Source organism: Nocardia terrae (assembly GCF_009760405.1).
Taxonomy (GTDB): domain Bacteria; phylum Actinomycetota; class Actinomycetes; order Mycobacteriales; family Mycobacteriaceae; genus Nocardia; species Nocardia terrae.
Genome location: NZ_WRPP01000006.1, coordinates 40,700 through 66,661 on the forward strand (window position 1 = coordinate 40,700; position 25,962 = coordinate 66,661).

The 25,962-nt window shown below is 68.5% G+C and carries 18 protein-coding genes and 2 pseudogenes; 12 read left to right on the forward strand and 8 right to left on the reverse strand.

Annotation, left to right across the window (positions count from 1 at the left end; translation table 11 throughout):
• Positions 1 to 13: 13 nt before the first annotated feature.
• The 3 genes and pseudogenes from GPX89_RS28050 to GPX89_RS28060 form a co-directional block, all read right to left on the reverse strand.
• A complete protein-coding gene (locus GPX89_RS28050) occupies positions 14 to 613 on the reverse strand; it encodes an acid phosphatase (protein WP_235948294.1) in 600 nt (199 codons plus the stop codon).
• Positions 614 to 647: 34 nt separating this feature from the next.
• Positions 648 to 1,880 (reverse strand): Rv3212 family protein, encoded by a 1,233-nt coding sequence (locus GPX89_RS28055; protein ID WP_328602392.1) that lies wholly within the window; start codon positions 1,878 to 1,880, stop codon positions 648 to 650.
• 1,523 nt (positions 1,881 to 3,403) lie between these two features.
• Positions 3,404 to 4,930: pseudogene (locus GPX89_RS28060) on the reverse strand (DEAD/DEAH box helicase); the annotation flags it as partial.
• Positions 4,931 to 5,417: 487 nt separating this feature from the next.
• Between GPX89_RS28060 and GPX89_RS28065 the strand changes: the two are divergent.
• Positions 5,418 to 6,452 carry an alpha/beta fold hydrolase gene (locus tag GPX89_RS28065; RefSeq protein WP_328602393.1) on the forward strand — a complete coding sequence of 345 codons (1,035 nt, stop codon included), beginning with the start codon at positions 5,418 to 5,420 and terminating at the stop codon, positions 6,450 to 6,452.
• Here GPX89_RS28065 and GPX89_RS28070 read toward each other — a convergent pair whose 3' ends face one another.
• Complete coding sequence (locus GPX89_RS28070) at positions 6,453 to 7,601, reverse strand: SGNH/GDSL hydrolase family protein (RefSeq protein ID WP_157390732.1); 1,149 nt, start codon at positions 7,599 to 7,601, stop codon at positions 6,453 to 6,455.
• 165 nt (positions 7,602 to 7,766) lie between these two features.
• Between GPX89_RS28070 and GPX89_RS28075 the strand changes: the two genes are divergently transcribed.
• Together GPX89_RS28075 and GPX89_RS28080 are read left to right on the forward strand one after the other, a co-directional pair.
• A complete protein-coding gene (locus GPX89_RS28075; RefSeq protein ID WP_157390733.1) occupies positions 7,767 to 8,468 on the forward strand; it encodes a ferritin-like fold-containing protein in 702 nt (233 codons plus the stop codon).
• A gap of 112 nt (positions 8,469 to 8,580) precedes the next feature.
• Positions 8,581 to 8,808: a DUF3107 domain-containing protein gene (locus GPX89_RS28080; protein ID WP_328602394.1), complete on the forward strand. Its 228-nt coding sequence runs from the start codon at positions 8,581 to 8,583 to the stop codon at positions 8,806 to 8,808.
• A 115-nt stretch (positions 8,809 to 8,923) separates the two neighbouring features.
• Here the strand turns inward: GPX89_RS28080 and GPX89_RS28085 are convergent, their stop codons facing one another.
• Positions 8,924 to 9,583, reverse strand: coding sequence for a TetR/AcrR family transcriptional regulator (locus GPX89_RS28085; protein WP_040811791.1), 660 nt, complete (start codon positions 9,581 to 9,583; stop codon positions 8,924 to 8,926).
• A 254-nt stretch (positions 9,584 to 9,837) separates the two neighbouring features.
• On the opposite strand from GPX89_RS28085, the gene GPX89_RS28090 reads away from it, so the two are divergent.
• Positions 9,838 to 10,914: a DUF3152 domain-containing protein gene (locus tag GPX89_RS28090; RefSeq protein ID WP_328602395.1), complete on the forward strand. Its 1,077-nt coding sequence runs from the start codon at positions 9,838 to 9,840 to the stop codon at positions 10,912 to 10,914.
• Positions 10,915 to 11,106: 192 nt separating this feature from the next.
• On the opposite strand, the gene GPX89_RS28095 is transcribed toward GPX89_RS28090, so the two are convergent.
• Positions 11,107 to 12,513, reverse strand: coding sequence for a DHA2 family efflux MFS transporter permease subunit (locus tag GPX89_RS28095; protein WP_157390735.1), 1,407 nt, complete (start codon positions 12,511 to 12,513; stop codon positions 11,107 to 11,109).
• 107 nt (positions 12,514 to 12,620) lie between these two features.
• On the opposite strand from GPX89_RS28095, the gene GPX89_RS28100 reads away from it, so the two are divergent.
• The 3 genes from GPX89_RS28100 to GPX89_RS28110 all read left to right on the forward strand — a co-directional run bounded on the left by GPX89_RS28100 (position 12,621) and on the right by GPX89_RS28110 (position 16,025).
• On the forward strand, positions 12,621 to 13,574 hold the full coding sequence (locus tag GPX89_RS28100) for a sigma-70 family RNA polymerase sigma factor (RefSeq protein WP_157390736.1): 954 nt from the start codon (positions 12,621 to 12,623) through the stop codon (positions 13,572 to 13,574).
• Between the two features lie 292 nt (positions 13,575 to 13,866).
• Positions 13,867 to 15,051: an adenylyltransferase/sulfurtransferase MoeZ gene (moeZ, locus tag GPX89_RS28105; protein WP_328602396.1), complete on the forward strand. Its 1,185-nt coding sequence runs from the start codon at positions 13,867 to 13,869 to the stop codon at positions 15,049 to 15,051.
• A gap of 122 nt (positions 15,052 to 15,173) precedes the next feature.
• Entirely contained in the window at positions 15,174 to 16,025 is an 852-nt protein-coding gene (locus tag GPX89_RS28110; protein ID WP_157391180.1) for a TIGR02569 family protein, read from the forward strand.
• Positions 16,026 to 16,273: 248 nt separating this feature from the next.
• On the opposite strand, the gene GPX89_RS28115 is transcribed toward GPX89_RS28110, so the two are convergent.
• The gene (locus GPX89_RS28115; RefSeq protein ID WP_157390737.1) at positions 16,274 to 17,734 is read right to left on the reverse strand and encodes an MFS transporter; all 1,461 of its coding nucleotides are present in this window, start codon (positions 17,732 to 17,734) and stop codon (positions 16,274 to 16,276) included.
• 171 nt (positions 17,735 to 17,905) lie between these two features.
• A complete protein-coding gene (locus GPX89_RS28120; RefSeq protein WP_328602397.1) occupies positions 17,906 to 18,589 on the reverse strand; it encodes a FadR/GntR family transcriptional regulator in 684 nt (227 codons plus the stop codon).
• 65 nt (positions 18,590 to 18,654) lie between these two features.
• Between GPX89_RS28120 and GPX89_RS28125 the strand changes: the two genes are divergently transcribed.
• The 5 genes and pseudogenes from GPX89_RS28125 to GPX89_RS28145 form a co-directional block, all read left to right on the forward strand.
• Positions 18,655 to 19,947 carry a CynX/NimT family MFS transporter gene (locus tag GPX89_RS28125; RefSeq protein WP_328602398.1) on the forward strand — a complete coding sequence of 431 codons (1,293 nt, stop codon included), beginning with the start codon at positions 18,655 to 18,657 and terminating at the stop codon, positions 19,945 to 19,947.
• 284 nt (positions 19,948 to 20,231) lie between these two features.
• Positions 20,232 to 21,701, forward strand: coding sequence for a nitrate/nitrite transporter (locus GPX89_RS28130; protein ID WP_235948296.1), 1,470 nt, complete (start codon positions 20,232 to 20,234; stop codon positions 21,699 to 21,701).
• A 23-nt stretch (positions 21,702 to 21,724) separates the two neighbouring features.
• Complete coding sequence (nirB, locus tag GPX89_RS28135; RefSeq protein ID WP_157390738.1) at positions 21,725 to 24,289, forward strand: nitrite reductase large subunit NirB; 2,565 nt, start codon at positions 21,725 to 21,727, stop codon at positions 24,287 to 24,289.
• A 67-nt stretch (positions 24,290 to 24,356) separates the two neighbouring features.
• Positions 24,357 to 24,749 (forward strand): nitrite reductase small subunit NirD, encoded by a 393-nt coding sequence (gene nirD, locus GPX89_RS28140; protein WP_157390739.1) that lies wholly within the window; start codon positions 24,357 to 24,359, stop codon positions 24,747 to 24,749.
• Positions 24,746 to 25,891: pseudogene (locus GPX89_RS28145) on the forward strand (uroporphyrinogen-III synthase); the annotation flags it as partial. The gene nirD and the pseudogene GPX89_RS28145, both read left to right, overlap by 4 nt.
• Positions 25,892 to 25,962: the final 71 nt, after the last annotated feature.

A 25,962-nucleotide genomic window follows, 5' to 3' on the forward strand; every position in this document is an offset into this window, starting at 1 on the left:
GGTCGGCCTCTTCCTAGGGTTCGAGCGGCGGAACCAGGTTGTGGGTGAGCACGGTTCGCGCCTGATGGTCGTGTCCCAAAACCGTAACCGCGGCCGTGGACATGAAGAACCGGCGGCCTTCGATCACGTCGAACTCGCACCAGCGGGCGATGAGCGCGCGGGAGAAGTGGCCGTGGCCGACGAGGACCACGTCGCGGGTCGACAGCTCCGGGAGGACGGTGGCCAGCACGTGATCGGCGCGCTGCTGGACGTGCTCGGCGGTCTCGCCGCCGGGGGTCGCGCCGGTGAAGATGGTCCAGCCGGGGGAGGTCTGCTGGATCTCGGGGGTGGTGAGGCCCTCGTAGTCGCCGTAATCCCATTCGACCAGGTCGTCGTCGATCACGGCGCCGGTGAGACCGGCCAGCTCGGCGGTGCGGACCGCGCGCTGGCGGGGACTGGTCAGCACCGTGGGGTTCCGCAAGTCCAAGCCCGCCAACAGTTTTCCGGCGGCGACCGCCTGCTCCTCGCCGACCTCGGTGAGCGGGCAGTCGGTGCGGCCGGTGTGGCGGCGCGCGGCCGACCACTCCGTCTCGCCGTGCCGCAGCAGTATCAACCGGAATTCGCCACCACTCATGGCGTCGATCATGCCGGACGCTCGGTCCGATGCCTCAGGAGGTGGGCGCGCCCACGCCGTAGACCTGGCCGCCGCGCCGTTCCAGGAACATCGCGCCGGACACCGCCAGCGAGATGGGCTCGTTGTGGTAGTCGCTGCGCTGCACCGGGATTCGGCCGACCTGCGCGCCGGTATTGGGATCCAGCGTGGCCAGTCCGTCGGCGACCGGGACGATGAGCTGCCCGGCCATGATCGCGGGAGTGCCGAGCACGTGCTGGGCGCCCCACAGCGGGTCCAGGGAGGTGGGGTTGAGGGCGATCAGGTTCTCGCCGGTGAAGACGAAGAAGCCGGTGGACAGCCGCGCGACCATGGCGTCGGGCGCGAGCGGGCCCGAAAGCTGGTGGGTGGCAAGCAGATTACCGTTCACGTCGTAGACGGTCAGCGCCGGCGCGGCGGTCTTGTCGCCGGGCACGTAGAGCGCGATCCGGCTGTCGGACACCGCGATCACCCGCGCCGCGTCCGACGCGCCGCCCGGCTCGTTGAGCACGTGCGAGCTGTACTCCTCGGGCACCGTGCTGTCCTTGGGTGCGGGATTGAGGATGGACAGCCGGTCGGCATTGTCGTTCGGGCAGCGTTCCAGCACCGCCACCCGGCTGGGCGCGGACCCGGCCGACAGCAGCTTGCAGTCGCCGCGCTGCGGCTGGGTGTGCGGATTCACCGGGGCGTCCACATAACCGAATTCGAGGGTGCGGACCAGATCCGAGCGCCACATCTCGAGCCGGTCCGGGCCGAGGGCGAGCACGTAGGTGCCGTCGGGCCACAGCGTGACCTGCTTGTCCATGTAGCTGGACCGCGCGGTCACCCGGGTGCCGGTCTGGGCGTTGAGCAGGGTGGTCTGACTGCAACCGCGGTCATCGCGATAGGTCGCGATGACGGTCCCGAACTGAACTTCCACCGCGCACAGCGGAATATCGCGCTCGTATTTCCAGACCTGTTCGCCGGTGCGCGGATCCCGCCCGCTGACGGTCTCGCCGTCGGCGGTGACCGCCACCCCGCCCACCACGAGCGACCGCATGGCCGCCGCGTCCGCCTGATGCCACAGCTCCTTGGCCTGGGCGGGCACCGGCCCGCTCACGCTCGGCGCGGTCAGATCGACGGTGGCGGATTGCGCGTGCGTCCCGCGCACCCCACTGGTCAACACCACAACGACTGTCGCGATCGCCACCAGAGCGGCGATCGCGACAGCGGTGAGAATATCGGCGCGCGTCCGCCGCTCCGGTGCGAGCACGACAGCGAGACTAGCCGATCCGCGCGACTGGGCCGAGGCGGCCGACCACGCTCAGCACCGCACCCGACTCGCCAACCTCCGCGACACCCCTGCGCGATTGCGACGCCGCGCAGGCAGGCCGGTGGTGACGTACGCATGCCACGGACGCCGTGGCCGGTGTCATTACGACTGTCGCGATCGCCACCGGAGCGGCGATCGCGACAGGGTGTGAATCTCGGCGCGGTCAGGCCGAGGCGGCGACCACGTCGTCGGTCGCGACCACGGCGGGCTCGACCTTCCGCAGCGTCCGCTTCACCGGCGGCCTCGGAAACCTTTTGCGGCGGTGCCCGACTCGGCGACCTCCGCTACGACCCTGCGGGATTGCCGAATGCGACGTGGGCAGGTCGGCGGCGGCGTTTGCGCATGCGTGCCGTGGATTCGGCCGACGGTGCCCTGACCACTGTCGCGATCGCCGCCGGAGCGGCGATCGCGACAGGGTGTGAATCTCGGCGCGGTCAGGCCGAGGCAGCGACCGCGTCGTCGGTCGCGACCACGGTGGTCTCGACCTTCTTGCGCCGCGTCCGCTTCACCGGGGCCGCCTCGGCGGTCTCGGAACCGTTTGCGCCGGCACCCGACTCGACGGCCTCGACGGCGGCCTTGGCCGCCTTGCGAACCCGCTTCTTCGGCGCCTCGGCGGCCTCGACCGCGCCATCGGTGGACTCGGTCTCCGCGACGGCTTTACGAGTGCGCTTGCGGGCCGGAGCCTTCGGCGCGTCGGCGACCTCCACCACGGCCGCACCCGCGGCCGCTTCGGTTGCGCTCGCGGCCTTCGTAGCGCGCTTGCGAGTCGCCTTCTTCGGCGCTTCCTCGGCGCTGACGGCCCCGGTGCTCGCGGCCTCGACACTCGCCGCCTTGGCGGCGCGCTTACGCGGAGCCTTCAGCACGGGCTCGGCCGAATCGCCTTCGGCAGCAGCCGATTCCACGGGGGCCGCGACCTCTGCGGCGGCCTTGGTGCGGCGGGTGCGCTTGCGCGGAGTCGCGGCGACCATGTCGGACGCCGACGCGTCGTTCGCGACGGCCGAACCGTCCACGCTCGACTCGGCCGCGGTGGCCTCGGTCGCGGTGGCCTTGGCGGTCTCGGCGCTGCGGCGGGTGCGCTTGCGCGGCGCGTCCGCAACGGTCTCGGCGCTCTCCGCGACGGCCTCGGCGCTCGAACCCTCCACGGTCGCTTCGGTTTCGGCGGCCTTGGTGGTGCGGCGGGTGCGCTTGCGCGGTGCCTCGGCGGTGGCCGCTTCGGTGCCGGTCGGCTCGGCGGTAACCGGCTCGGCGACTGCCTCGACGGGCGCGGTGGCGCTCGCCACGGGGGTTTCGGCGTGCGAGAACAGCCCGGCCGGTGCGACGGTCCGAGGAGCGGCCTCGGCGGAACCGTTGGTCTCGGCCGAACCCCGGCCGCGGCGGTTGCGCGTGCGGTTGCGTCGCGAGCCGTTGCCGCTTTCGGTCGAGGAATCGTCGGAAACTGCCGCGGGGGCGTCGGTTTCCACCTCGGTCTCGGTGGTGGCGACCCCGGCCTCGACCGGGGTGTTGCCGCCCTTGCCGCGACGGCGGCGGCGACGGCGGCGGCCGGACTTCTCCGGGTCGCCGGGGGTCGAATCGCCTTCGGAGGCAACCGTTTCGGTAGTGGTTTCCACCGTAGTGGCCTCGCCGCCCTCCGCCTTGCCGCCGCGGGTGCGGCGGCGGTTGCGGGTGCGCGGGGTGCGGGCCTCGCGTTCGACGACGACCGCGTCGTCGTCGCGTTCGGCCTTCGGCTTGCGGATAACGCCGGTGACGCCCTCGGGGATGCCGAGTTCCTCGTACAGGTGCGGGGACCGCGAGTAGGTCTCGACCGGTTCGGGGATGCCGAGTTCGAGGGCCTTGTCGATCATGGCCCAGCGGTTCAGCTCGTCCCAGTCGACCAGGGTGACCGCGACACCGGTCTTGCCCGCGCGCCCGGTGCGCCCGATGCGGTGGACGTAGGTCTTCTCGTCCTCGGGGCACTGGTAGTTGACGACGTGGGTGACGTCGTCGATATCGATGCCGCGGGCGGCCACGTCGGTGGCGACCAGCACGTCGATCTTGCCCTCGCGGAACTTCTTGAGCGCCTTCTCACGGGCGATCTGCCCGAGGTCGCCGTGCACCGCGCCGACGGCGAAGCCGCGCTCGGCCAGATCGTCGGCGACCTTCTGCGCGGTCCGCTTGGTGCGCGCGAAAATCATTGTCGCGCCGCGGGTCTCGGCCTGCAGGATGCGGGCCACCAGCTCGCTCTTGTCCAGCGCGTGCGCGCGATAGACGAACTGCGCGATGCGATCGTGCACCGCGGACTCGTGGTGCTCCTCGGCGCGGATGTGCGTCGGCCGGCTCAGGAAGGTGCGGGCCAGGGTGATGATCGGGCCCGGCATGGTGGCCGAGAACAGCATGGTCTGGCGCTGCTCGGGAACCATGGTGAGGATGCGCTCGATATCGGGCAGGAAGCCCAGGTCGAGCATTTCGTCGGCCTCGTCGAGCACCAGCACCTGAACCTTGCCCAGGATCAGGTGGTTCTGCTGCGCCAGGTCCAGCAGCCGGCCGGGCGTGCCGACGACCACGTCGACCCCGGCGCGCAGGGCCGCGATCTGGGTGTCGTAGGGGCGGCCGCCGTAGATGGCGTGGACTCGGACCTTGGTGCCGGTCTCGTCCTTCAGGTACTTGCTGGCGTTCTCGAGGTCCTGGGTGACCTGCATGCACAGTTCGCGCGTCGGCACGATGATCAGCGCGCGCGGGGTGCCGTCGAGGGTCATGGTGCCGGAGTCGCCGGTGGCGATGCGGTGCAGCAGCGGCACGCCGAAGCCGAAGGTCTTACCCATACCGGTGCGGGCCTGGCCGATGAGATCCTCACCGGCCAGCGCGAGCGGCAGGGTGAGTTCCTGAATGGCGAAAGTGCGTTCGATGCCGATCTCGGACAGGGCCCGGACGATTTCCGGCCGCACGCCCAATTCGGCGAAAGAAGGGGCGAGGTGGGTGTCGTCGAGTTCCGCGGTCAGCAGCGTGTCCGCCACACCCGGTTCCTGCTCTACGGTGATCTTGCTCAGGTTCTTGCCTTTCCTCGTTTATCGCGTCTCGCGCGCACGAGGCGTGGGGCGGACCCGGACGGTCCGCGACGACCACTTGATCCGTTCTTCTCTCGCCGCTGCGGGATGCCTCTCCGGTGGATGGGCGTCGACCTGGCGCGGCGGTGCAGTGCTGCGGATCGGAGTGCGCGCACATTTTCCGTGGACTACGGGCATGAGAATTTCCGCCGTCCGCGGAGATTGTAGCGTGATACGGCCTTCGCCCTGATTTCCGGCACCGCTAATGTGCAGCGTTATTACGCTGGTAGGCGCGCTTATCGGTACGCCGGCGACCGCGATGCGCGGTTTCGCATTGCCGTTAATGATTGCGGCGCACCATAATTCGGGTGGGGGCAACCACGCGGACCGCTCGGCGGACAGTTGAGTTGCTCACATGTGTGTTACACCGTGTACCACTATCTGCGAAGGTTGTGCCGTGAGCTTGGCAGACACCGTGACTACCGCGGCCCAGAACCTGTGGGCCCTGACCTTCGGCGAAGGCATCGCAGCCCCCGAACCGACCCCGTCGACGGTGCTGTCCGACGCGCCGCACCGGGAACTGCGCCGCTACGACGGCGCGGGCCCCGATGATCCGGCCGTGCTGCTGGTGCCGCCGCTGGCCGCGCCCGCCTTCTGCTTCGACCTGAGCCGTGAGCAGAGCCTGGCCCGGTTCCTGCTGGAGTCCGGCCGCGCCCCCTACCTGGTCGACTATGGCGACATCACCTTCGACGACCGCCGCATGGGCTTCGAGACCTGGATCGACGACATCCTGCCCGAGGCCATCCGTCAGGTGTCGGCCGATCGCGGCGGCCGCCCGGTCGATCTGGTGGGCTGGTCCATCGGCGGCACGCTGGCCCTGCTGACCGCCGCGGCCGATCAGACGCTGCCGATCCGCTCGGTCACCGCCGTCGGCGCGCCGCTGAGCTACGACCACATGTTCGGCGCGCGGGAGCTGCGCACCCTGGCCCGGATCGACGGCGGCCGCACCGCGACCGCCGCCATTCGAGCGGTAGGCGGCGTCTCGGCGCAGCTGACCCGGATCGCCTATCGCGCCACCGCCTGGGATCGGGAACTCAAGCGGCCCTACTTCATTGCCAGCAATCTCACGGACACCGCGACGCTGGCCCGGATGGAGACCATCGACCGGTTCCAGAACGCCATGCCCGGTTACCCTGGGCGCTTCTACAACCAGCTGTGGGGCCGGTTCATCCTCAACAACGACATCGGCAAGGGCGTTGTGCGCCTGGCCGATCGGGAGATCGTGCTGGCCGATCTCACCCAGCCGGTGCTGCTGGTCGGCGGGCCCACCGACGCGATCACCGCGGCGGCGGCCGTGGAGCACGGGACGAAGACGCTGACCGGGGCCGCGGAGGTGCGGTACGAGACCGCACCCGGTTCTCACCTGGGCATCCTCATCGCCCGCGACACCACGTGGACGTACTTGGACAAGTTCCTGCGCGACCTGGCCTGATCACGCGTTCGGGAAGGGGCGCTTGGCCGGCCAGGTCTGCTGGTTCAAGCGTCCCAGCGTGTACTTGGTCAGCAGCACATCGGCGATCTGCCGGGCGATGAGCTCGTAGACCGCCTCGGTCGGATGCGCGAGATCGCTGGTCGTGAGGGCGCGGCGCAGCTTCGGCGGGAGCGTGTCCTGCGCGCCGAGATACTTGACCGGCCCGTTGAGCTGGGCCAGCGGAGTCAGGTCGAAGTACTCCGGATGATCGGACACCCGCTGCATGAAGGCCGACATCTGGACCAGCGTGATGTTGGCCGGATCGGCGCCGAGCTTCGCCGGAGCGTTCGCATCCTGTTCGGGTGCGGGCCAATACCTCGCCAGGTAGAGCAGCAGGTCGTTGTAGCGGCGCACCTTCTGTGCGACCTCGGTGACAGCGGCGCCGCCCTTGTCGGCGATCTTGTCCTGGAAGCGCACGGCGACACCCGGATCCGGGAGATCGACGAGGATGAAGTGTTCGTGGTTGCGGGTCGCGGGGAAGGCGTCGGCGATGCGGTTGAGTTGTTCGTTGACCTCCTCGGCCATGGGTGTGATGCCGGTGCCGGGCTTGTCCTTCTTGCTCGACGGCACCTGGTAGACGCCGCCCGCGGACACCGCGCGCGGTTCCATGAGCAGCCCTTCGGGGCGTTCGGCGGTGACGATGTCGTTCAGTCCGATCCAGACGATGTGCAGCGTGTCGCCGGTGTACCAGTCGCGCAAGGCTTTCCGGGCCTCGATGTAGCTGGTGACCTGGTCCTTGATGTAGCCCAGCGCACCGGCCTTGGGTTTCCAGTCGGAGGTGGCGATGGCCCCGCCCTCGGCGTAGTCGGCGAACAGGAGCGGGCGCAGCGGGGTCGCGTCGGTGCCGAGGAGCAGGGACCGCTCGGTCAGGCTGCGGTAGGGCGCGGTGGCGGCCTCGGTCTCGGCTCGGCTCGCGCGGACGAGGGGCTCGGAACCGGCCCATTCGACCAGAAAATCGACCCAGTTCTTGCCGTCGCTGTAGCGGCCGATCTCGTTGGTGCGCATCATTCCGGCGGCACGGGCGAACATTCCGGCCGGTGTTTCGCGTTTGATGCCGATATCGGAGAGGCTGTCGCCGAGGATGACCAGGTTCTGAATGGGGACGGGCATGGTTGACTCCGCGCGGGATAGTGCCTACCGGAAAGCCCCGAGTCGACCGGTAGGTTTGTGAATATCTAAGTGGCACAAGGCCATTCGAGCTTTTCGAGCGTACGACTCATGACATGTCGCCGATGGGTGAATGCGCGTCATTTTCTGCGGCTAGGGTGGGGACCCATGGGAGCAAACTCGTCCACCGCGCTCGGCGCTGCCTCGGAGTCTTCCGACGGTCACATCTCCGCCCAACATCCCGGAGTCACCGATCTGTTCGCGGTTCTCGCCTACGGTGAGATTTCCGCCTTCTACCGTCTCGCCGAAGAGGCCAAGCTCTCGCCCACGCTGCGCGGCCGGGTGGCCGTGGCCAAGATGGCCGGCAACGAGATGGAACATTTCAGGACCCTCGAGCAGGCGCTGGCCGATCGCGGCGTGGATGTCTTCGACGGCATGGCCCCGTTCGTGCGCGCGCTGGACGCCTATCACGCCTCCACCGACCCCTCCACGTGGCTGGAGTCGATGGTGAAGTTCTACGTCGGCGACGGCATCGCCGCCGACTTCTACACCGAGATCGCCGGCGCCCTGGCTCCCGAGGTCGCCGACGTGGTGCGCGATGTGCTGGCCGAGACCAGCCACTCCGAGTTCGTGATCGAGGAGGTGCGGACCGCGGTCGCGCAGAACCGCTCCGAGCGCGACCGGCTGGCGCTGTGGGGACGCCGCCTGCTGGGCGAGGCCATCACCCAGGCGCAGTACGTGATGGCCCAGCGCGACGAGCTCACCGAGCTGGTGCTCGGCGCGACCGGCGACCTGAACGGCATCGCCACCCTGTTCGAGCACATGCAGAACTCCCATGCGGAGCGCATGCGCGTGCTGGGCTTGGCCTGAGGCCCTCGCTCCCGCGCTGTTCGCTGACAGCGCAGGCGGTCGCGGTCGGACGCTGTCCCGGCTGCACTAGCCTGATCAAGACAGCACAGGACTCTAGGTTCGGAGGTTGGCCGTGGAGGTCAAGATCGGCATTTCGGATAGCCCGCGTGAGCTCGTGATCAACAGCTCGCAGACCCCTGCCGAGGTCGAGGCGGCCGTGACCGGTGCGCTGCAGGGTGAGGGCGGCGTCGTGTCGCTGACCGACGAGAAGGGACGCAAGTTCCTCATCCAGGCGAGCAAGGTCGCCTACGTCGAGATCGGCACCCCCTCCTCGGGCCGCGTCGGCTTCGCCGCCGTCTAGTCGGCTTCGCCGCCGGCTGATCTTTCGAACACGGCAACGTTTGAACGAAAGAAATTGCCCCGCCGAGTAACTCGGCGGGGCAATTTCTATTTGATTGAGCGAGAGAGCTTTTCTCTCAATCGATCGGGTGCAGCGGCACGTGCTTGAGCCCGCCCCAGCACAACGCGACGGTCGTATCGACGGCGTCGTCCTTCGGAATCGGGCGATCGGCCTCGAGCCAATAGCGCGCGCTGAGCTGGCTCGCGCCCACCAGGCCGACGGCGAGCACGCGGGCGCGGTACGGATCCAGGCCCGAGTCGTGCGCCACCAGGTCGAAGACCGCGTCCACGCACGCCTCGGTGGCCTGCTCGACGCGGCGCTGCACCTGCGGCTCGTTGGTCAGATCGGATTCGAAAACCAGTCGGAACCCCTGGGTTTCGTGGTCCACGAAGTCGAAGTACGCCTGCACGGCGGCGCGCACTCGCTGCTTGTTGTCGGTGGTGGAGCGCAGTGCCTGGCGCACGCTCGACACCAGCGCGTCGACGTAGTTCTGCAGCACCGCCAGGTAGAGCTCGAGCTTGCTCGAGAAGTGCTGGTAGAGCACCGGTTTGCTGACTCCCGCGCACTGCGAGATCTCATCCATTCCGGAGGCGTGATAGCCGCGCTGCACGAAGACTTCGCTCGCGGCGGCGAGTAGCTGCGCACGGCGCGCCTCGCGAGGCAGGCGGGTGCCGCGCTTGCTCGTCGCCTCGGATGACATGCGGTGCGAAGTCATCCGGTCCACGAGGTCAGTCATTTCCGATCTCCCAGTTGATTCCCGGCGGGAAGGATGTCACCGGGCGGTATCCACCGAACGATACTCGCTCGGAGGGCCGGTGCCGATCCAGGTTCCGAATATTGTGGCGTCGATTATGCGAGGCCGATCACAACTGTGTAGCACATGTTCCGATATGTGAGATCTGCCGCATTCGGGTGAGAAATCTCGCAGCAATGTGAGCGGGCGCTACGGCGCTCGAGTGCGCGCGGCCACATTGTGAGAGTCTGTCAGGCGTGACGGACGACGGGGGCAAGCGACTCGGAAGACCCACCGGGCCGATCTACGATCCGCTCGGTTTGTACTCCGAGGGCGACGCATCGCGGACCGGTCCGTCGGTATCTACCCAGCAAGCGGTCGATCCGCATCAACCGCTGCGGGCCCGCTGGGATCCCACCGCCCCGCCCGCCGACGGCCCCAACCGACAGCGCCCGGACCGCGAGGCCAAGAAACAGAGTCCGCTCGGCCGCTTCGTGCACACCTACGGCTGGCGCGCCTACGCCCTGCCCGTGCTGCTGGTGATCACCGTCCTGGTGGCCGTGGACGCCGTGCGCCACACCGGCGGCAGCAGTTCGGGGCTGCCCGGTTTCGGCCCCCTCAGCGACCACAACAGCAAGCCCAGCAAGATCATCGGCGGTGCGCCCGGCGGGGACGGGAAGTACGCCGTGGACCTGCCCTCGGGCGCGGTTCCCGCGGGCGGCTCCTACACCGACACCGGCAAGGGCACCTGGCATGTGGTGCCGGGTGCAACCGGGCAGGTGGGCACCGGCTCCGAGCACGTCTTCAGCTACACCGTCGAGATCGAGGACGGCGTGGACACCGCCACCCTCGGCGGCGACGACGCCATCGGCAAGATGATCGACGCGACGCTCGCCAATCCCAAGTCCTGGACCCATGATCCGCGCTTCGCCTTCCATCGCGTCGACACCGGCAATCCGGACTTCCGCATCTCGCTCACCTCGCGCGACACCACCCGCAAGTCCTGCGGTTTCGAGATCCCGATCGACTCCTCCTGCTACAACCCCGATCTCGACCGCGTGCTGCTCTCGGAGGTGCGCTGGGTGCGTGGCGCGCTCTCGGACGAAGGGGATATCGGGTCCTACCGGCAGTACCAGATCAATCACGAAGTGGGACATGCCATCGGCTATCACGAGCATCAGCCGTGCGAGACCGACGGCGGGCTGGCCCCGGTGATGATGCAGCAGACCTTCGGGATCAAGAACAACGACATCGCGAAGCTGGACCCGGAGGGCGTGGTGCCCATGGACGGCAAGACCTGCAAGTTCAACCCCTGGCCGTACCCGCGCGGCTGACCGTCCGACCACGCGCATTTCCCGCCATCCCGGTCACCCCGGCCGCCCCCGACATCCCCGGCATACCTTCGTCATTCCGGCGCGCTTTTGGCCGGAATCCACCCTGTCGCAGTGGATTCCGGCCAAACCCATGCCGGATGACGAAGGTCGACCCGCGGACGAGGGTTACTTCGTGCGGGCTACCTCGTGTGGCTACCCCGCGGGGACCGGTGCCGGTTGCGCCGAGGTCGTCCGTGAACTCCGCTGCCGCGCAACGACTCCCAGTCCCGCCAGCGCGCCGAGGCCCGCGCTCGCCGCCGCGGTCAGCACCGCCGCGCGGAACCCGTGCTCGACCGCCGTGGTGCTGGTGTAGCCGCCGTTGACGGTGAAAACCGCCGAGGTGACCGCGATTCCGAAGCTGCCGCCCAGCTGGCGCATCGTGTTGTAGATGCCCGAGGCGGTGCCGATGGCTTCGGGTTCGACCGAGCTGATGGACGCGTTCTGGACGGCGGGCATGGCGGCCGAGACGCCGACGCCGGCCAGCACCATGGGCACGATCAGCGCCGGATAGGCGGCCCCGGTGCCGGCGGCCAGGGCTATCCAGCCGAAGCCCACGGCGGCGAGCAGCAGTCCGCCCACGATCAGCGGCCGTTCACCGATCTGCCGCATGCGCGCGCCGGCGATCGGCGCGACCACGAAAAGCGTTGCGGTCCAGGGCAGCAGGCGCAGGCCCGAGCCGAGCGGGCTGTAATGCAGTCCGGCCTGCAGGTATTGGGCGAAGAAGAACGCCGTGCCGAACAGCGCGCCGGTCATGAGCAGGCCCGCGAGATTGGCGGCGCCGAAACCGCGGTGGGTGAACAGCCGCATCGGGACCATGGGCTGCGCGGTGCGCAGTTCCCAGGCCACGAACGCCGCCAGCAGCACCGCGCCGCCGATCAGCGAGGCGAGGATCTCGGGACTGGTCCAGCCGCTGGTATTGCCGCGCACCAGGCCCAGCACCAGCCCGAGCACGCCGAGACCGGACAGCGCGACGCCGAGCAGGTCGACTCCCCGTGCGGGACCGGTGCTCTCGGCGACGAACCGCTGCGCCAGCGGGATGAGCGCCAGCCCGATGGGCACGTTCAGCCAGAAGATCCACTCCCAGGTCAGGCCCTGCACGACCGCGCCGCCGACCACGGGCCCGCCGAGAATGGCCAGGCCGGTGACCCCGGCGAAGATGCCCATGGCCTTGCCCCGCTGTTCGGGCGGGAAGGCCGTGCCGACCAGGGCGAACGCGGCGGGCATGACCATCGCCGCGCCGACGCCCTGCACGGTCCGGGCGGTGATGAGCCAGCCGATGTCGGTGGACAGCGCGCAGGCGGCGGAGGCCGCGGTGAACACCGCGAGCCCGATGACGAGCAGCCGGCGGCGGCCGATCCGGTCGCCGATGACCGCGGCGGTGAGCAGCAGCACCGCGAAGGCGAGGGTGTAGGCGTTGAAGGTCCAGCCGAGCGCCTCGAGCGAGGCGCCGAGCTGGACGCGAATGGTGTTGAGCGCGGTGGTGACGACGAGCGCGTCGAGCCCCACCATGAGGGACGCCACCGAGGTGAGGGCGAGCGTCCAGCGCTGATGCGTGGTCATTGGGGAGTGCCTTTCGGGGCGGAACGTGGAGTGTCACCGGTACGTACTCACCGGCCCGCGAAAACTCATCGCTCGACTGCGCGCTTGCATCGTGCTAGCAAGGTGAGATGACCGCCACCGTCGACGACGTGGTCGCCGTCGCAGATTCACACCGCTCCGAACTGCTCGCCTACTGCTATCGCATGACCGGCTCGCTGCACGATGCCGAGGATCTGGTGCAGGAGATCCAGGTGCGGGCCTGGAAGGCGGCGGAATCCTATGACCCGCAACGGGCTTCGCTGCGCACCTGGCTGTACCGGATCGCCACCAATGTCTGCCTGACCGCGTTGAAGAGCGCCGAGCGGCGCGCGCTGCCGGTGGATCTGTCGCAACCCAATCCCGTGGTCGGCGCCGACCCGCTGCCCAGGCATCACGAACTGCCTTGGCTGGAGCCGTTTCCGGACGCCCTGCTCGGTGAGGGCGATCCGGCGGCCGTGGTCGCGGTCCGGGAGAGCGTCCGGCTGGCGTTCGTGGCCGCGCTGCAACATCTTCCGCCGCTGCAGCGCGCGGTGCTGATCCTGCGTGATGTGCTGGCCCTGCGGGCGAACGAGGTGGCCGGTCTGCTCGATACCAGCACCGCGGCCGTCAACAGCGCGCTGCAGCGGGCGCACGCCCAGCTGTCCGGTGTGGACGCCGGTCCGGCGGAGCTCACCGACGCCGAGCAGCGGGACCTGCTGAACCGCTATGTCGAAGCCTTCGAGTCCATGGACGTGGACGCACTCAAGCGGATCCTGCGCGAGGACGCGCTGCTGCAGATGCCGCCGATCCTGGCCTGGTTCCTCGGCCGCGACGCCGTCACCGCCTTCCTGGCCCGGGTCTTCGGCCGCGGCGAGGCCTTCCGCCTGCTGCCCACCCGGGCCAACGACCGCCCGGCGCTGGCCGCCTACGTCCGGCGCGACGGCGGCGTCTTCGAGGCCGCCAACCTGCACGTCCTCACCCTCGACACGGGCGGCGTCGCGCGGATGGACATCTTCCACGACCCCGACCTGTTCCGCGTCTTCGGCCTGCCCGACCGGCTGTGACCACCTCCCGTCCGGCAGAGGCTTCGGGGGCGTCAGCCCCTGAGAGTGACCTCCATCGTCCGAGTGGGTTTCAGCGGCGTCAGCCCTGAGAGTGACCTCCATCGTCCGAGCGGGTTTCAGGGGCGTCAGCCCCGAGAGTGACCTTCACCGTCCGAGGGGGTTTCAGGGGCGTCAGCCCCTGCGGGTTTCGAGAGTTGAACTCTTCTCTAGGCTGGGGGAAGAACGGCCCGGCTCGCGGTGTTGCAGGAGTGGCCGCGAGTATCCGGCGAATTCGATTGAGGAGTCCGAAGACGTGTCATCGCATCCCTCCCTGCCGCCCCTGGTGGAGCCGGCGGCGGAGCTGACCCGCGACGAGGTCGCCCGCTACAGCCGCCATCTGATCATTCCCGACCTGGGTACGGTCGGGCAGAAACGCTTGAAGAACGCGCGCGTGCTGGTGATCGGCGCGGGCGGGCTCGGTTCCCCGGCGCTGCTGTATCTGGCCGCCGCCGGTGTCGGCACCCTCGGCATCGTGGAGTTCGACGAGGTCGACGCCTCGAATCTGCAGCGCCAGATCATTCACGGCGAATCCGATATCGGCCGCTCCAAGGCCGACAGCGCCCGCGACTCGATTCTGGAGATCAACTCCGGAATCACCGTGGAGCTGCACAAGATTCGCCTCGAGCCCGACAACGCGGTCGAGTTGTTCAGCCGCTACGACCTGATCGTGGACGGCACCGACAACTTCGCCACCCGCTACCTGGTCAACGACGCCGCCGTGCTCGCCGGGAAGCCGTACGTGTGGGGTTCCATCTACCGGTTCGAGGGCCAGGTCTCGGTCTTCTGGGAGGACGCCCCCGACGGCCGCGGTATCAACTACCGCGACCTCTACCCCGAGGCCCCGCCGCCGGGCATGGTGCCCTCCTGCGCCGAGGGCGGCGTGCTGGGCGTGCTGTGCGCGTCGATCGGCTCGATCATGGTGACCGAGGCCATCAAGCTGATCACCGGCACCGGCGAGCCGCTGCTCGGCCGGCTCATGGTCTACGACGCACTGGACATGAACTACCGCACGATCAAGCTGCGCCGTGATCCCGAGCGTCAGCCGATCGTCGAGCTCATCGACTACGACGCCTTCTGCGGCGTGGTCTCCGAGGAGGGCCAGGCGGCCGCGATCGGATCGACCATCACCGCGCGGGATCTCAAGGAGATGCTCGACGCCGGTAAGGATGTCGCGATCATCGACGTGCGCGAGCCGGTGGAGTGGGAGATCGTCCGCATCGAGGGCGCGACCTTGATCCCCAAGGACCGGATCCTGTCCGGTGAGGCGCTGGCCGAGCTGCCGCAGAACACCCCGATCGTGTTGCACTGCAAGACCGGTATCCGTTCGGCGGAGGCGCTGGCCGCGTTGAAGAATGCCGGTTTCTCCGATGCCACGCATTTGCAGGGCGGAATCATCGCCTGGGCCAACCAGGTTGACCCCTCACTGCCCGTTTACTGAGTGAACGAGGGGTTCGGAAACCTGCTTTCGAACCCCTCGTTCCGACTCTGCACCAGCCGGTCTGTTATTCGGTGTGGCGTCGGATTCTCGCCACTTGTCGGCGGTACCGTACGCGCGTGACCATGACTGCTGTGGAACCTCCTGAACACGTGCGCTCGACCTTCGGGTTGCGTGAGGAAGCGCCGGTTCCGCTGGGGAACTGGGACGGCGGATGGCGGCTGGGCGATGTGGTCCTCAGCCCGGTGACCGACCATGCGCGTGCCGCGTGGTCGGCCAAGGTTCGGGAGACGCTGCGGGTGGACGGGTTGCGCCTGGCGCGCCCGGTACGCGCCACCGATGGGCGCTATGTCGTATCCGGTTGGCGTGCCGACACTTATCTCGAGGGCGTGCCCGAGCCGCGGCACGACGAGGTGGTGTCGCTGTCGCTGCGATTACATCAGGTGACCGAGCGCCTGGAGCGCCCGCGTTTCCTGGCCGCGCAGCCGGTCGCGCCGTGGGTGGACGTGGATGTCTTCGCCGCCGCGGATCGCGCTGCGTGGGAAGCGGTTCCGCTGCGCACCCTCAAGATGGGCGGCGCGCTGCCCGCCACCTCGCCGGACGGCGACCGCAGCCTGACCCTGATCACACAGCTCTCGACGCTGCGCAAGCCGATCACCACGCCCGCGCAGCTGGTGCACGGCGATCTGTTCGGAACCGTGCTGTTCTCGGGCAATTTCGCGCCCGGCCTCACCGACATCACCCCGTACTGGCGGCCCGCCCCGTGGGCCGCGGCGGTGATCGTGGTGGACGCGCTGTCGTGGGGCGGGGGCGACGACGGCCTGCTCGAGCGCTGGGGCGACCTGCCCGAATGGCCGCAGATGCTGGTGCGCGCGGTCATGTTCCGGCTGGCGGTGCATGCCCTGCACCCGCGTTCGACGCCGGAGGCGTTCCCGGGCCTGGCCCGCACCGCCGACATGATCCGGCTGATGCTCTGAGCCGCACCCGATCGCGCTGAGCCGCACGCGATTCCGGCGCGAAAATACGCGAAGGCCGTGCCGGGCGACGAATCCGGCACGACCTTCGCGCGCTCCCCGACGGGTGGGGAACCTTTGGAAGCGCGGCTCCGGCAACCCTCAGGGATCCGTGGCGGGCCCTGAGAGTCGCAGGTCCCAAAGTCCTCAGGGATTCCGTAGCACTCCCTGAGCAGCCGCTGCTTCCAAAGCTCTGGGTAGGAGGGGAGTTCCTACACGTTGGCGTGCGCCAGCGAGGGCGCCCGGCCGACCGCGAACGACGACCGCAGGTAGAACCACCAGGTGGCCGCGCCCATGGCCAGGAACGCACCGGCGTAGGCCCAGAACGCCGGATTCATGCTGTGGTAGTGCACGTTCGACAGCCGGAGCGCCTGCTGCAGCACCCAGCCGCCGCTCGCGCCCACCGCGCCGACGACGCCGATGGCCGCACCGGCCTGGCGTTTCGCGGAGGTCAGCGCCTCGCTGATGTCCTGTCCGGTCTCCGCCGCCCGCTTGCGCGCCTCGGCGGTGAAGATCATGGGGATCATCCGGTAGGTCGATCCGTTGCCGATGCCGGTGAGCACGAACAGCAGCAGGAACGAGATCAGGTACAGCGGGAAGCTCTTGGCGGACAAGGACGCCACGATGAGCGCGGTGGCGATGGCCATGCCACCGAAGACATACACGGTGATCTTCGCGCCGGTGAACTTGTCGGCGATCCAGCCGCCGAAGGGACGGCTCATGGAACCGACCAGCGCGCCGAGGAAGGCCAGGTTGCCCAGCGTGCCCATCCAGCCGATCTTGGCCAGGCTGGGGAAGTTGGCCTTGAGCAGGGTCGGGAAGGCGAAGGAGAATCCGATGAACGAGCCGAAGGTGCCGATGTAGAGGATGGCCATCACCCAGGTGTGATGGTTCTTCAGGGCCAGCTTGTAGGACGAGCCATCGGATTTCGCGCCGGAGAGCGAGTCCATGTACCGCAGTGCGCCGAACAGGGCGACCAGAATGAACGGAATCCACATGAGCACCGCGAGGGTGATGCCGAACCGGTAGCCCGCGGGGGTCTTGGCCACGATGTGGGTGCCCAGCGTAATGATCAGCGGGACGAACAACTGCGTCTGTGCCACACCGAGATTGCCGCCCGCCGCGTTGATTCCCAGCGCCGCGCCCTTCTTCCCTTCCGGGAAGAAGAAGTTGATATTGGCCATGGACGACGAGAAGTTACCGCCGCCGACACCGGCGAGGGCGGCCAGCACCATGAACACCCACATCGGGGTGCCCGGGTGGTTGATGAAGTACGCCAGGCCCAGGCTCGGCACCAGCAGCATGGCGGCGCTGAAGGCGCTGAAGGCGCGACCGCCGAAGCGCGGGATGGCGAAGGTGTAGGGCACCCGCAGCGCCGCGCCGACCAGGGTCGGGGTGGAGGTCAGCAGCAGGGCGTTGTTGACCGAGTCCGGGTTCTTGGCGCTCAGGAAGGCGAATCCGGCCGAGCCCATGGCGGTCACCACGCTGGCCCAGATGACCCAGATGCTGAATCCCAGGTTCTCCGCGAAAACCGAGAAGATCAGATTCTTTCGGGCGGTTTGTTTTCCGCCGTTTTCCCAGAATTCACTGTTATCCGGTTCCCAATGGTCGATCCATCGTCCGCGTCGCTGGTAGGTGAAGGTCGTTTCCGGCGCCTCTACTACGGTTGCCATGGGCAGCTGTCCTCTCGGCTGTCGCGACCGCCCTCATCGTGGGCTCCCGGTCGGGGGAGCCGCTGCGGTCGCGATCAACCGTAGGAAGCGCGTTTTACGTCCGAGTGTTTTTCCGTGACGGAGACGGTAATTCGGGCTCACTTTTCGGTGCGGCGCGCGGTGACCTTTCGGTTACTCCAATTTCGTATCGAGCGTCCGATATTCGGCCATGAGCGAGTTGAGGAAGCAGTTGGCGACGCGGGCCGCGCGGTCGGGGTCGCCGTCGATCACCGCTTGCACGAGTTCGGCGTGCTCGTCGTGGTAGGTCGCGCCGTCCTGTTCGGAGCGGAAGCGGATCCCGGCCGCGATGACGGGCAGCAGCGAGTCGTAGAACTCCAGGTATACCGCATTGTGGCTGGCGACGACGATGGCGCGGTGGATTTGCACGTCGGCCTCGATGGCGGCGTCGAAGTCGGTGTCCCAGAAGCGGGTTCGGTCGTCGAGTAGTCGTCGCAGGGTCGCTATGTCGGTCTCGTCGCGGCGGGTGGCGGCCAGCCGGGCGGCGGTGGTGTCGAGGGCCTGCCGCAGCTCCAGCAGGTCGCGCTGCTGGGCGTCGGCGAAGTACTCGGACAGGGTGCCGCCGAGGCTGGACGTGCTGATCACGTAGGTGCCCGAGCCTTGTCTGCGCTCGAGCATGCCCGCGTGGACGAGGGCCTGGACGGCCTCCCGGACGGTATTTCGACCGGTACCGGTGAGTTCGGTGAGCTCGGGCTCGGTGGGGATACGCGAGCCGACGGCCCAACGGCCGGAACGGATTTCGGCACGAAGCTGCTCTGTCACCTGGGCGATGAGGCTCGTGCGCCGGACTGGTTGCACGGGTGACAGCGTACCCTGCCTCACATTCGTTGCATCACATCATCGGGTCATCCTATGATTTTCGGGTGACTGCGACGATGGATGAGACGATGGCCCCGGGGAGGGGCCTTACCAATGCCCCCACCCGGACGGCAGTCGAGATCCGTCCCGAACTTTCCCGGCGCGCCCTGTTCGAGGGCCGCCTGCTCGTGCTCGTCGCCATCGTTGTGTCCGCCCTCACCCTTCGCGTCGCCGTCACCGCCTTCACCCCGCTCGCCGGCCGGATCGGCCAGGACATCGGCTATTCCACCGCGGTGGTGGGCGTGTTCGGCATGCTCCCCACGGCCATGTTCGCGCTCGGCGGACTGATCACCCCGCTGATCTCGCGCCGCCTCGGCCTGGAGCAGACCGCGCTGGTGGCCATGCTCATGACCGGCGTCGGCTCGGCGATCCGCGCCATCGTGCCCGACACCTGGGAGCTGCTGGCCTTCTCGGCGCTGGCCCTGGCCGGCATGGGCATCGGCAATATCGTGATCCCGCCGCTGGTCAAGCGGTACTTCTCGGATCGGCTCGCGCTGCTGAGCTCGGTGTACATCATGATGGTGCAGCTCGGCACGGTCTTCCCGGCGCTGATCACGGTGCCGGTCGCCGACGCGCACGGCTGGCGCCTGTCGCTGGGCATGTGGGCCGCGCTGGCCTTCGCCGCCGCGCTGCCGTGGGTCGGTGTGCTGCGGGTCCGCCGCGATCACGCTCGCGCCGATGTCACCGAATTGCCCTCCGACGCCGTGGAATCCACCGGCAGGGTGTGGCGCTCGCCGCTGGCCTGGGGCATGGCGTTCATGTTCGGCATGACCTCGCTGATCACCTATTCGCTGTTCACCTGGATGCCGACGATCTTCAGCGACGCCGGCGCGAGCGCCTCCTTCGGCGGCAGCATGGTCGGCCTGTTCGCGCTGTTCGGCCTGGCGGCCGCGCTGACCGCCCCGATCGTGGTGGGCCGCATGGCCAATCCCTTCCCGATCGTGATCGCCTGTGCGGTGTTCTTCTTCATCGGCTTCGGCGGCCTGCTGTTCGCGCCGATGAGCGCCCCGCTGCTGTGGGTGCTGGCCCTGGGCCTGGGTCCCTCGACCTTCCCGATGGCCCTGACGCTGATCAACCTGCGCACCCGCACGGGCGCCGGTTCGGCCGCGCTGTCCGGGTTCACCCAGGGCGTCGGCTATTCCGTGGCGTGCACCGGCCCGCTGGTGTTCGGCGCGCTGCACACGATGACCGGAGGGTGGCTGGCGCCCTTCGCCTTCCTCAGCGTGGCCGTGCTCGTCCTGATGGTCGGCGGCTGGGTGGCGTGCAAGCCGAAAATGCTCGAGGACACCTGGAACTAGCGGTTATCCGCCATTTCGAGAAATTTCACCGTTCGAGTTGCCGAGCCGTGAGGTTGAGGCCATTATTTGTGGCGAGCCTCTCACCCTCCGGCTCGGTTTCGAGTTTCCTGGCGATTTGGAGCTTTCGGAAACCGTTGTGTCACATGCTCGAAACATGGCACTACATCTCACGCCGTTCAGTCGGTTTTCGTGAGCAACCGTTGATTTAACGGTCATTTCGCGCAGCATCCACGCAATACCCGTTTTCTACCTTGGGGCCATCCAGATTTCAGGAGGGCCTCTTGTTGACGCAGCCGACTCGCTTGCCGAAGGCGCTGACCCGCAAGCGCGACATCGAGCATTGGGATGCCGAGGATGTCGCGGCTTGGGAAGCCGGCGGTAAGGACATCGCGCGCCGCAATCTGATCTGGTCGGTGTTCGCCGAGCACGTCGGGTTCTCGGTGTGGTCGATCTGGTCGGTCATGGTGCTGTTCATGCCGCAGAACGTCTTCCACATCGATGCGGCCGGCAAGTTCTTCCTGGGCGCGGTCCCGACGCTGGTCGGCGGCTTCGCGCGGATTCCGTACACCGTCCTGACCGCCAAGTTCGGCGGCCGCAACTGGACGATCGTGAGCGCGCTGCTGCTGCTGATCCCCACGCTGCTGACGCTGTACTTCATCAACCGGCCGGGCACCTCCTACACGACGTTCCTGATCGTGGCGGCCTTCGCGGGTCTGGGCGGCGGCAACTTCTCCTCGTCGATGTCCAACATCAACGTCTTCTACCCGCAGCGGCTCAAGGGCTGGGCGCTGGGCATCAACGCGGGCGGCGGCAATATCGGGGTGCCGGTGGTGCAGTTGATCGGGCTGGCGGTCATCGCCACCCTGGGCAACGCCTCGGTGGTGTGCGCGGTCTACCTGGTGCTGATCGTGGTGGCGGCCGTGGGCGCGGCGCTGTACATGGACAACGTCAAGAACCAGAAGGCCGATCTGTCCTACATGCTGAAGGCGCTGCGGATCCCGCAGTCCTGGGCCATCGCCTTCCTCTACATCGGCACCTTCGGTTCCTTCATCGGCTACAGCTTCGCCTTCGGCCAGGTGCTGCAGATCAGCTTCAAGGCCGGCGGCGCGAGCGTCGCCGCGGCCACCCTGCACGCCGCGCAGATCGCCTTCATCGGCCCGCTGCTGGGTTCGCTGGCCCGCCCGTACGGCGGCAAGTGGGCCGACCGCATCGGCGGCAGCAAGGTCACGCTCTACACCTTCGTGGCCATGACCCTCGCGGCCGTGGTGGTCGCGGTGGCCTCGACCATGGGCGACCACGCCGGGCACCCCAAGGGCGGCGTGCTGATCGCCATGATCATCGCCTTCACCGCGCTGTTCGTGATCTCCGGTTTCGGCAACGGCGCGGTCACCAAGATCATCCCGTCCGTGTTCGAGGCGAAATCCCGCTCGCTGGAGGGTGATTCGGCCTCCCGCGCGGCCTGGGCCCGCAACACCTCGGGTGCGCTCATCGGCTTCGTCGGCGCGATCGGCGCACTGGGCGGCGTCGGCATCAACCTGGTGCTGCGCTCCTCCTACGCCTCCACCAAGTCGGCGACCACCGCGTTCTGGGTCTTCATGGCCTTCTATGTGGTGTGCGGCCTGGTCTGCTGGGCGGTCTTCATGCGCCGCCCCGGCCTGCGCGCCACCACCGACGCCGATGTCGTCGTCGAGGCCGAATCCCTTGTGCTCGAGGCCGAATCGGCTACTTCGTCCACCTCGTCGGCTCGCGCCTGACGTCCGTTCTCGAAAGGACTGTCATGACCCACAGCATCGAACGCAAGACCGTCGTCGTGGTCGGCCACGGCATGGTCGGTCACCGCTTCGTCGAGGCGCTGCGCTCCCGCGACGAGGCCGGCGCCTGGCAGGTCGTCGTGCTCAGCGAGGAGAAGCTGGCCGCCTACGACCGCGTGGGACTGTCCTCCTACGTCGGCATCTGGGAGACCTCGGCGCTGGCGCTGCCGGGCAACGACTACGAGGGCGACGAGCTGGTCGAGGTCCGCCTGGGCGTGAAGGCCGACGCGATCGACAAGGTCGCCCGCAAGGTCACCACCTCCGCCGGTGACGTGATCGCCTACGACGCACTGGTTCTCGCGACCGGCTCCTACGCCTTCGTGCCGCCGGTGCCGGGTCACGACCTCGAGGGCAACTTCGTCTACCGCACCCTCGAGGACCTCGACGGCATCCGGGCCGCGGCCGAGGCGGCCGGTCCGGGCGCGGTCGGCATCGTGGTCGGCGGCGGTCTGCTCGGCCTGGAGGCGGCCAACGCGCTGCGCCTGCTGGGCATGACCCCGCACGTGGTCGAGTTCAACAAGTGGCTGATGCCCGCCCAGGTCGACGAGGGCGGCGGCGCGATCCTGGAGAAGCTGGTCACCGAGCTGGGGCTGTCCGTGCACACCGGCGTCGGCACCTCGTCCATCGAAACCGTCGAGGGCGCACCGCTTTCCGAGAAGCTCAAGGTCACCTTCTCTGATGGCACCGAATTGCGTTCGGCACTGGTGGTTTTCGCCGCCGGTGTGCGTCCACGTGACGAAATCGCCCGCAGCGCAGGGCTGGAGGTCGGCGAGCGCGGCGGTGTCATCACCGATCTGAGCCTGCGCACCTCGGACCCGAACATCTACGCCATCGGTGAGGTCGCCGCGATCGAGGGCGTCTGCTACGGCCTGGTGGCCCCCGGCTACAACACCGCCGAGGTGGTCGCGGACCGCCTGCTCGGCGGCGCGGGCGAGTTCCCGGGCGCGGACCTGTCCACCAAGCTGAAGCTGCTCGGCGTGGACGTGGCCTCCTTCGGTGACGCGCACGGCCGCACCGAGGGCGCGCTGTCGGTGGTGCTGCACGACGCCGCCAAGGGCACCTACGCCAAGCTGGTCGTCTCCGATGACGCCCAGACCCTGCTCGGCGGCATCCTGGTCGGCGACGCCACCCAGTACTCGGCGCTGCGCCCGCTGGTCGGCCGCCCGCTGCCGGCCGATCCGGCCGCGCTGATCTCGCCGGCCGGTGCGGAACTGGGCGCGGACGCGCTACCCGACGACGCCCAGATCTGCTCCTGCAACAACGTGTCCAAGGGTTCGATCTGCGGCGCGATCGCCGACGGCGCCTGCGACGTCCCGGCCATCAAGAGCTGCACCAATGCCGGAACCTCCTGCGGCGGTTGCGTTCCCATGCTCAAGAAGCTGCTCGAGCAGTCGGGCGTGGCGGTCTCCAAGTCGCTGTGCGAGCACTTCTCGCAGTCGCGCGCGGAGCTGTTCCACATCATCCAGTCGACGGGCATCCGCACCTTCTCGGGCCTGATCGCCAAGTACGGCACCGGAACCGGCTGCGACATCTGCAAGCCGACCGTGGCCTCGATCCTGGCCTCCACCTCGAGCGATCACATCCTCGACGGCGAGCAGGCTTCGCTGCAGGACACCAACGACCACTTCCTGGCCAACCTGCAGAAGAACGGCACCTACTCGGTGGTGCCGCGCATGCCCGGCGGTGAGGTGACCGCCGACCAGCTCATCACCATCGGTGAGATCGCCAAGGAATTCGACCTGTACGTCAAGGTCACCGGCGGCCAGCGCATCGACCTGTTCGGCGCGCGGGTGGAGCAGCTGCCGCTGATCTGGAAGCGCCTGGTCGACGTGGGCATGGAATCCGGTCACGCGTACGGCAAGTCGCTGCGCACGGTGAAGTCCTGCGTCGGTTCCACCTGGTGCCGCTACGGCCAGCAGGACTCGGTCGGCATGGCGGTGCTGCTCGAAAAGCGTTACCGCGGTTTGCGTTCCCCGCACAAGCTGAAGCTGGCGGTCTCGGGTTGCGCCCGCGAATGCGCGGAGGCGCGCGGCAAGGACGTCGGTGTGATCGCGACCGAGAACGGCTGGAACCTCTACGTCGGCGGCAACGGCGGTCTGACCCCGAAGCACGCGGTGCTGCTGGCCGGTGAACTCGACGACGAGACGCTGATCAAGTACATCGACCGCTACCTGATGTTCTACATCCGCACCGCGGACCGCCTGCAGCGCACCGCGCCCTGGCAGGAGGCCCTCGAGGGCGGCCTGGACTACCTCAAGGCCGTCGTGTGCGACGACAGCCTCGGTATCGCCGCCGATCTGGAGGCCGCCATGGCCAAGCATGTCGAGGGCTACAAGGACGAGTGGGCCGCGGTGCTCGAGGACGAGGGCAAGCTCTCGCGCTTCGTGTCCTTCGTGAACGCGCCGGAACAGGCCGATCCGACCATCGGTTTCGACGAGTCCGGCGAGCGCAAGACGCCGGTACTGCTCGGGATTCCGGACATTCCGGTCGGTGCGGCGCAGGTCACCGAGACCGCCACGCACGGGAAATGACTGCTTAACCGCTTGGAAACAGGACGCCCGTATCAATAGGTGCAGGCCGTTCGGAGGAGAGTTACCGATGACCGTGATCGACACACCCACCGCAGTCACCACCGTCTCAGGCTGGACCCAGGCTTGCCGACAGGACTATCTGATTCCCGGCCGCGGCGTGGCGGTCCTGTTGAAGGGCGGTCGCCAGGCGGCCCTGTTCCTCACCAACGACGGCACGCTGTTCGCCGTCGGCAATATCGACCCGTTCGGACGCGCGGCGGTCATGTCGCGTGGCCTGGTCGGTGATCGCGGTGGCGTGCCCGTCGTGGCCTCGCCGCTGCTCAAGCAGACGTTCTCGCTGATCGACGGCCGTTGCCTGGACGACGCGTCGGTGTCGCTGCCGGTCTACGCGGTTCGCGTCGTGGACGGCGTGGTCTCGGTGTCCAACGACCCCGTGCAGTTCGTCGGTGGTACCGCATGACCGAGGTCGACGGCGGTACGCCGCTCGCTGGATTCACGGTCGGCATCACGGCCGCCCGCCGCGCCGACGAGCTCGGCACCCTTTTGCAACGCCGAGGCGCGAATGTCGTTTCCGCCCCGGCCATCCGGATCATCCCGCTGGCCGACGACACCGAGCTGGAGCGCGTGACCCGTCAGCTGGTCGCCGATCCGCCGCAGATCACGGTGGCCACCACCGGCATCGGCTTCCGCGGCTGGATGGAGGCGGCCGAGGGCTGGGGCCTGGCCGAGGAGCTGCGCGCCACCCTGGCGTCCACCCGCATGCTGGCCCGCGGCCCCAAGGCCAAGGGCGCGATCCGCGCCGCCGAACTGCGCGAAGAGTGGTCTCCCGCTTCGGAATCCAGTGCCGAGGTGCTGGATCACCTACTGGCCCAAGGGGTCGAGGGTGTCCGGATCGCCGTGCAGCTGCACGGCGCGACCACCGAATGGGAGCCGGTTCCCGACTTCTGCGAGGTGCTGCGCATGGCCGGGGCCGACGTGGTTCCGGTGCCGGTGTACCGCTGGATTCCGCCGGACGACCGCACCCCGATGGACCGCCTGATCGAGGGCATCGTCACCGCCGCGCTGGACTGCGTGACCTTCACCAGCGCTCCCGCCGTGGCCTCACTTCTCATGCGCGCCAAGGAAACCGGGCTGCTGGAGGCCGTGCTGCACGCCTTCCGCACCCGGGTCCTGCCCGCCTGCGTCGGCCCGATCACGGCCGCGCCGCTGGAGGAGCTGGGCGTCACCACCTCCATGCCCGGCCGTGCCCGCCTGGGCGCGCTGGCCCGCCACGTCGCCGAGGAACTTCCCCGGCGCGCCAACCGGATTCAGGCCGCGGGCCACGTGCTGAGCGTGCGCGGCGGCTGCGTGGTCGTGGACGGCCACGTTCGTCAGCTGGCCCCGGCCCCCATGGCTCTCATGCGTTCCCTGGCCCGCCAGCCCGGTCGCGTGGTCTCCCGCGAGGACCTGCTCGCCGCCCTCCCGGGCGGCGGCGACGACACCCACGCCGTCGAAACCGCGATCGCCCGCCTCCGCGCGGGCCTCGGCACGCCCAAGGCCATCCAAACCGTCGTCAAGCGCGGCTATCGCCTGGCACTGGACCCCGCCGAGTGCATCGACAACCCGCACCCGGAACCCGCGAGCCCGGCTGCCCGGCAGCAGTTTCCGCCCCGAACCCCTGGTCTGGGCGGCCG